The 7,987-nt window shown below is 71.4% G+C and carries 4 protein-coding genes; 1 reads left to right on the top strand and 3 read right to left on the bottom strand.

The window, feature by feature from the left end:
* The 3 genes from HW445_RS12090 to HW445_RS12080 form a co-directional block, all read right to left on the bottom strand.
* On the bottom strand, positions 1-1,436 hold a 1,436-nt coding region (locus tag HW445_RS12090; RefSeq protein WP_180221023.1), incomplete at its 3' end, for a glutamate synthase subunit beta.
* Entirely contained in the window at positions 1,429-6,021 is a 4,593-nt protein-coding gene (gltB, locus tag HW445_RS12085; protein WP_180221024.1) for a glutamate synthase large subunit, read from the bottom strand. The genes gltB and HW445_RS12090, both read right to left, overlap by 8 nt.
* Positions 6,022-6,582: 561 nt before the next feature.
* The gene (locus HW445_RS12080) at positions 6,583-7,314 is read right to left on the bottom strand and encodes a VIT1/CCC1 transporter family protein (RefSeq protein WP_180221022.1); all 732 of its coding nucleotides are present in this window, start codon (positions 7,312-7,314) and stop codon (positions 6,583-6,585) included.
* A gap of 284 nt (positions 7,315-7,598) precedes the next feature.
* Here HW445_RS12080 and HW445_RS12075 point away from each other — a divergent pair.
* Positions 7,599-7,987 (top strand): ADP-ribosylglycohydrolase family protein (locus HW445_RS12075; protein WP_180221021.1); only part of this gene is annotated, 389 nt, incomplete at its 3' end.

Raw genomic sequence — 7,987 nt, 5'->3', positions numbered from 1 at the left:
AGGATCGGCGCCGGGAGGGCGCTGGTGCCGGTGAGGTGCCGGTCGACGCCGCGGGCGGCGCTGCGGCCCTCGGCGATGGCCCACACGATGAGCGACTGGCCGCGGCCCGCGTCACCGGCGACGAAGACGCCGGGGACGTTGGTCTGGAAGTTCTTGTCGCGGGCGATGTTGCCCCGCGCGTCGAGCTCCAGGCCGAGCTGGTCGACCAGGCCGTTCTCGCGGTCGGTCCCGGTGAAGCCCATGGCCAGGGTGACCAGCTGGGCGGGGATCTTCCGCTCGGTGCCCGGCTTCGGGGTGAGCTTGCCGTCGACGAAGGCGACCTCGGTGAGGTGCAGCCACTGGACGTTGCCGTCCTCGTCGCCCTCGAAGTGGGTGGTGGAGACGGAGTAGACCCGCTCGCCGCCCTCCTCGTGCGCGGAGGTCACCTTGTAGAGCATCGGGAAGGTCGGCCAGGGCTGGCCGACCGGGTCCCGGTCGTCGTTCGGGCGGGGCATGATCTCCAGCTGGGTGACGGAGGCCGCGCCCTGGCGGTGGGCCGTGCCGACGCAGTCGGCGCCGGTGTCGCCGCCGCCGATGACGACGACGTGCTTGCCCTCGGCGGAGACGGGCGTGGTGACGTAGTCGCCCTCCTGCACCTTGTTGGCCAGCGGCAGGTACTCCATCGCCTGGTAGATGCCCTTGAGCTCGCGCCCGGGCACCGGCAGGTCGCGCGCCGTGGTGGCGCCGACGGCGAGCACGACGGCGTCGTAGCGCTTGCGCAGCGACTCGGCCTCGACGTCGCGGCCGATCTCCACACCGGTGCGGAACTTGGTGCCCTCCGCGCGCATCTGCTCGATGCGGCGGTTGATGTGCCGCTTCTCCATCTTGAACTCGGGGATGCCGTAGCGGAGGAGGCCTCCGATGCGGTCCGCGCGCTCGTAGACGGCGACGGTGTGGCCGGCGCGGGTGAGCTGCTGGGCGGCGGCCAGGCCGGCCGGGCCGGAGCCGATCACGGCGACGGTCTTGCCGGACAGGCGCTCCGGCGCCTGGGGGCGGACGTCGCCGCTGTCCCAGGCCTTGTCGATGATCGAGACCTCGACGTTCTTGATGGTGACCGCCGGCTGGCTGATGCCGAGGACGCACGCCGACTCGCAGGGCGCCGGGCACAGCCGCCCGGTGAACTCCGGGAAGTTGTTGGTGGCGTGCAGCCGCTCGGAGGCGTTCTGCCAGTCCTCGCGGTAGGCGTAGTCGTTCCACTCGGGGATCAGGTTCCCGAGCGGGCAGCCGTTGTGGCAGAACGGGATGCCGCAGTCCATGCAGCGGCTGGCCTGCTGACTGACGATCGGCAGCAGGGAGCCGGGGACGTAGACCTCGTTCCAGTCCTTCAGCCGCTCCTCGACCGGCCGGGACCGGGCGACTTCACGGCCGTGGTTGAGAAAGCCCTTGGGATCAGCCATTGGTCGCCGCCTCCATCATCTTCTCGGTGATCGCGGACTCGTCGAGTCCGGCGAGCTCGGCGGCGTCCTTGGCGGCGAGCACTGCCTTGTACGTGCTGGGGATGATCTTGCTGAACCGCTGGACGGCGTCGTCCCAGTCGGCCAGGAGCTTCTCGGCGACGGTCGAGCCGGTCTCCTCCTGGTGGCGGCGCACCACGTCGTGCAGCCAGGCGCGGTCGGTGTCGTCGAGGGTCTCGACGGCGTCGTGGTTGCCGGCGTTGACGTACCCGGGGTTCAGGTCCAGGACGTAGGCGGTGCCGCCGGACATGCCGGCCGCGAAGTTGCGTCCGGTCGGGCCGAGGACGACGGCCTGGCCGCCGGTCATGTACTCGCAGCCGTGGTCGCCCACGCCCTCGGAGACGATCAGGGCGCCGGAGTTGCGGACGCAGAACCGCTCGCCGGTCGCGCCGCGCAGGAACAGCTCACCGCTGGTGGCGCCGTAGGCGACGGTGTTGCCGGCGATGACGGAGTTCTCCGCGAGGTGGCTGGCGCCGCGGTCCGGGCGGACGACCAGGCGGCCGCCGGAGAGGCCCTTGCCGACGTAGTCGTTGGCGTCGCCCTCCAGGCGCAGTGTGATGCCGCGCGGGACGAAGGCGCCGAAGGACTGGCCGGCCGAGCCGGTGAAGGTGATGTCGATGGTGTCGTCGGGCAGGCCCGCGCCACCGAACTTCTTGGTCACCTCGTGGCCGAGCATGGTGCCGACGGTCCGGTTGATGTTGCGGACCGGGACCTGGGCGCGCACCGGCCGGACGTCGCCGGCGTCGTTGACGGCCAGGGCGTCGGCGGCGAGCTTGATCAGCTCGTTGTCGAGCGCCTTCTCCAGGCCGTGGTCCTGGGCGATCACCTGGTGGCGCGCGGCGCCCTCGGGCAGCGCGGGCACGTGGAGGAGGGGCGCGAGGTCGAGGCCCTGGGCCTTCCAGTGGTCGACGGCGCGGGTGACGTCGAGGACCTCGGCGTGGCCGACGGCCTCGGCGATGGAGCGGAAGCCCAGCTCGGCGAGGAGTTCGCGGACCTCTTCGGCGATGAAGGTGAAGAAGTTGACGATGTGCTCGGCCTTGCCGGTGAACCGCTCGCGCAGGACCGGGTTCTGGGTGGCGATGCCGACCGGACAGGTGTCGAGGTGGCAGACGCGCATCATGACGCAGCCGGAGACGACCAGCGGCGCGGTGGCGAAGCCGAACTCCTCGGCGCCGAGCAGCGCGGCGATGATCACGTCGCGGCCGGTCTTCAGCTGGCCGTCGGTCTGCACGACGATGCGGTCGCGCAGGCCGTTGAGCAGCAGGGTCTGCTGGGTCTCGGCGAGGCCGAGCTCCCAGGGGCCGCCCGCGTGCTTCAGCGAGGTCAGCGGGGAGGCGCCGGTGCCGCCGTCGTGGCCGGAGATCAGCACGACGTCCGCGTGGGCCTTGGAGACGCCCGCCGCGACCGTGCCGACGCCGACCTCGGAGACCAGCTTCACGTGGATGCGGGCCTTGGGGTTGGCGTTCTTCAGGTCGTGGATGAGCTGGGCGAGGTCCTCGATGGAGTAGATGTCGTGGTGCGGCGGCGGGGAGATGAGCCCCACGCCCGGCGTCGAGTGCCGGGTCTTCGCGACCCACGGGTAGACCTTGTGGCCGGGCAGCTGGCCGCCCTCGCCGGGCTTGGCGCCCTGGGCCATCTTGATCTGGATGTCGTCGGCGTTGACCAGGTACTCGCTGGTGACGCCGAAGCGGCCGGAGGCGACCTGCTTGATCGCCGAGCGGCGCGCCGGGTCGTACAGGCGGTCCGGGTCCTCGCCGCCCTCACCGGTGTTGGACTTGGCGCCCAGCTGGTTCATGGCGATGGCGAGGGTCTCGTGCGCCTCCTTGGAGATGGAGCCGTACGACATGGCGCCGGTGGAGAAGCGCTTGACGATCTCGGAGACCGGCTCGACCTCCTCGACGGGGATCGAGGGGCGGTCGGAGGTGAAGCCGAACAGGCCGCGGAGCGTCATCAGGCGCTCGGACTGCTCGTTCACCCGGTCGGTGTACTTCTTGAAGACGTCGTAGCGGCCGGTCTTCGTGGAGTGCTGGAGACGGAAGACGGTCTCCGGGTCGAACAGGTGGGGCTCGCCCTCGCGCCGCCACTGGTACTCGCCGCCGATCTCGAGCGCGCGGTGGGCGGGCGCGATGCCGGTGACCGGGTAGGCCTTGGCGTGGCGGGCGGCGACCTCCTGGGCGACGACGTCGATGCCGACGCCGCCGATCTTGGTGGCGGTGCCGTCGAAGAAGCGGTGGACGAACTCCTCGTCGAGGCCGACCGCTTCGAAGACCTGGGCGCCGCGGTAGGAGGCGACGGTGGAGATGCCCATCTTCGACATGACCTTCAGGACGCCCTTGCCGAGGGCGTAGATCAGGTTGCGGATGGCCTGCTCGGCCTCGATGCCGGGCAGGAACGTGCCCGCGCGGACCAGGTCCTCGACGGACTCCATCGCCAGGTACGGGTTGACCGCGGCGGCGCCGTAGCCGATGAGCAGGGCGACGTGGTGGACCTCGCGGACGTCGCCGGCCTCGACCAGCAGGCCCACCTGGGTGCGCTGCTTGGTGCGGATGAGGTGGTGGTGGACGGCCGCGGTGAGCAGCAGCGACGGGATCGGCGCGTGCTCGGCGTCGGAGTGCCGGTCGGAGAGGACGATCAGGCGGGCGCCGCCGGCGATGGCGGCGTCGGCCTCGGCGCAGATCTCGTCGAGGCGGGCGGTGAGCGCCTCGCCGCCGCCGGAGACCCGGTAGAGACCGGAGAGGGTGGCCGCCTTCATGCCGGGCATGTCGCCGTCGGCGTTGATGTGGATGAGCTTGGCCAGCTCGTCGTTGTCGATGACCGGGAAGGGCAGGACGACGCTGCGGCAGGACTCCGCGGTGGGCTCCAGCAGGTTGCCCTGCGGGCCGAGCGGGGAGCGCAGCGAGGTGACGAGCTCCTCGCGGATGGCGTCCAGCGGCGGGTTGGTGACCTGCGCGAACAGCTGCGTGAAGTAGTCGAACAGCAGGCGGGGGCGCTGGGAGAGGGCGGCGATGGGCGTGTCGGTGCCCATGGAGCCGATGGGCTCGGCGCCGGACTTCGCCATGGGGGCGAGGATGACGCGCAGCTCTTCCTCGGTGTAGCCGAAGGTCTGCTGGCGGCGGGTGACCGAGGCGTGCGTGTGCACGATGTGCTCGCGCTCGGGGAGGTCCTCGAGCTCGATCTCGGCGTCCTCGAGCCACTGCTGGTAGGGGTGCTCGGTGGCGAGGGCGTGCTTGATCTCGTCGTCCTCGATGATGCGGCCCTCGGCCGTGTCGACGAGGAACATGCGGCCCGGCTGGAGGCGGCCCTTGCGGACGACCTTCTCGGGGGCGATGTCGAGGACGCCGACCTCGGAGCCGAGGACGACGAGGCCGTCGTCGGTGATCCAGTAGCGGCCGGGGCGCAGGCCGTTGCGGTCGAGGACCGCGCCGACCTGGGTGCCGTCGGTGAAGGTGACGCAGGCCGGGCCGTCCCAGGGCTCCATCATGGCCGCGTGGTACTGGTAGAACGCGCGGCGGGCCGGGTCCATGGTGGGGTGGTTCTCCCACGCCTCCGGGATCATCATCAGCACGCTGTGCGGCAGCGAGCGGCCGCCGAGGTGCAGGAGTTCCAGGACCTCGTCGAAGGAGGCGGAGTCGGAGGCGTCCGGGGTGCAGACCGGGAAGATCCGCTCCAGCTCCTCCTCCCCGAAGAGCTCGGAGACGAGCTGGGACTCGCGGGCCTTCATCCAGTTCCGGTTGCCCTTGACGGTGTTGATCTCGCCGTTGTGGGCGATGAACCGGTAGGGGTGCGCGAGCGGCCAGCTCGGGAACGTGTTGGTGGAGAACCGGGAGTGGACCAGGGCGATCGCCGAGGCGAAGCGGCGGTCGGAGAGGTCCGGGAAGAAGGGCTCGAGCTGGCCGGTGGTCAGCATGCCCTTGTAGACGATGGTGCGGGCCGACAGCGACGGGAAGTAGACGCCCAGCTCGCGTTCGGCGCGCTTGCGCAGCACGAACGCCTTGCGGTCCAGCTCGATGCCGGAGGAGCTTCCGTCGGTCACGAAGATCTGGCGGAACGCCGGCATGGTGGAGCGGGCGGTCGCGCCGAGCAGGTCGGGGGCGACCGGGACCTCGCGCCAGCCGAGGACCGTGAGGTTCTCCTCGGCCGCGACGGCGTCGATCCGGGCGGCGGCCTCGTCCGTGCCGTCCTGCGGGAGGAAGGCGATGCCGACGGCGTAGTGGCCGGCCTCGGGGAGCGTGAAGCCGGCGACCTCGCGGAGGAAGGCGTCGGGGACCTGGGAGAGGATGCCGGCGCCGTCGCCGGAGTCGGGCTCGGAGCCGGTGGCGCCGCGGTGCTCGAGGTTGCGGAGCACGGTCAGGGCCTGGTCGACCAGCGTGTGGGTCGCCTCGCCGGTGAGGGTGGCTACGAATCCGACGCCGCAGGCGTCGTGCTCGTCGCGCGGGTCGTAGAGGCCCTGGGCAGCAGGGCGAGCATCCATGTACGACCAGTTACGGCCGTTCGTGGAGTGCTGGGACGGCTGGCGCGGCGTACGCATCGGCTCTCCCGTCGTCGTCATGTGGCGGAAATGTCCTCCCAGGCGCTGGGGCTCTGGGGGCACGGTTGCCGAGGGACGACGTTGGCCCTCTGCTGAGGTGGGGCGAAGATACTCGTGCGTTACATAGTGAGACGGAGACCAGGAATCGGATACTCCGTTCCACCATGTGGACGCGGGGGGCGCGGCCGGTCCTCCGCCGGGGTGCCGGCGGGCATGCGCAGGACATGCCAGGGAATGTCCTGACGTTTTCCTGGGTACAGGCTTCGTCGCCCGTGTTCTACAGAGGCGCGCCGCGGGCGTCCTTGCCCGGCGCGTTCCGGCTCATGCCCCGTGGCCTCGTATGCGAAACCAGGGACGGCCACGTGATGTGCGGCCGCTCACACAGGTGAGCGGCCTTCATGATACGGCCGTGTTCCGGATGCGTCGCGGGGACGAATGTCACATCGCCGTAACGCCATTGACCTGCACAGGACTCGTGCGTGTCACCCGGGAGGGTGCACGTGCGACGGCCGCCACCGGGTCCGCGGTGGCGGCCGTCGCACGGAGGCCCGGGGGGGCGGGTCAGCCGACGGCGGTGCCGATCAGGCTGCCCAGCAGGTAGGTGACGCCTGCGGCGGCGCCGCCGAGGGCGAGCTGGCGCAGGCCGCTGTACCACCAGCTGCGGGCGGTCACCTTGGCGACCACCGCGCCGCACAGGAAGAGGCCGGCCAGGGCGAGCAGCACCGCGGGCCACAGGGCGGTGGCGCCGAGCAGGTAGGGCAGCACGGGCAGCATGGCGCCGAGCGCGAAGGAGGTGAAGGAGGAGACCGCGGCGACCTTCGGGGAGGGCAGGTCGCCCGTGTCGATACCCAGCTCCTCACGGGCGTGGATCTCCAGCGCCTGCTCCGGGTCCTTGGAGAGCTGGCGGGCGACCTCGCGGGCGGTGGCGGCGTCCACGCCGCGCGCCTGGTAGAGGGCGGCGAGCTCCGCCTCCTCGGCCTGCGGGTGACGGGCCAGCTGGCGGCGCTCGACGTCCAGTTCGGCCTCGACGAGTTCGCGCTGCGAGGCGACGGAGGTGTACTCGCCGGCCGCCATCGAGCAGGCCCCGGCCGCGAGGCCGGCGAGTCCGGCGATCACCACCGCGCTGCTGGAGGCGGCGCCGCCCGCCACGCCCGTCATCAGCGCCAGGTTCGACACCAGGCCGTCCATCGCGCCGAAGACCGCGGGGCGCAGCCAGCCGCCGTTGACGTCGCGGTGGGTGTGGTTGTCACGGTGCGCCTCGTGCAGCGGCGCCTGTATCTCGAGAACGGCCATGTCTCCCACTCGGGGTCGTACCGGGTGCGCGGACATCGTCGACCGCGCCAGTTTGGACTGGGTCTATTTTTTGATGTTCCCCAACTTACGCCTCTCACGCCTACCCCGCCAGCAAGGGAAGGCTGCCCTCACCTGCGGGTTTCGCCGCATTCGCTCATTCGAAGAAGGATGCGCACACATGTCGTCCGGGTGACGTCGGCGTGTCCGAGGGTCGGCCGGGGCGGCGGCGTGGCACAGATCCTCACAAGGGCACAAGGGACATCCCTCCCGTCTAGGAGGCGCGCATGGCGGCCGTCGGCACACCGGACCTGCGCGCCCGGGCGCGCGGAGCGCTCCTGGGCCTGGCGGTCGGGGACGCGCTGGGCGCGCCCGCGGAGAACATGCGGCCCTCGGAGATCCGCGCCCGCTGGGGCCGCATCACCGGGTACGTCCAGGACGAGCCGGCGGGCACCGACGACACCGAGTACGCCGTCTTCTGCGGCCTGCTGCTGGCGCGGCACGGTTTCGCCCTCACGGCGGCGGACGTGGAGGCGGCCTGGCACGAGTGGATCGCCGACCGCGACGAGGGGCCGTTCAAGGGCGCCGGGTTCAGTGAGCGCGGGACCCTGGAGAACCTGCGCCGGGGCCTGGCCGCGCCCATCTCCGCCCAGCACCGGCACGCCTGGAGCGACGG

Origin of the sequence: Streptomyces sp. UH6 (assembly GCF_013421635.1) — a bacterium.
GTDB classification, from domain to species: Bacteria; Actinomycetota; Actinomycetes; order Streptomycetales; family Streptomycetaceae; genus Streptomyces; species Streptomyces abyssomicinicus.
This window is presented reverse-complemented; position numbering and strand designations above follow the sequence as displayed.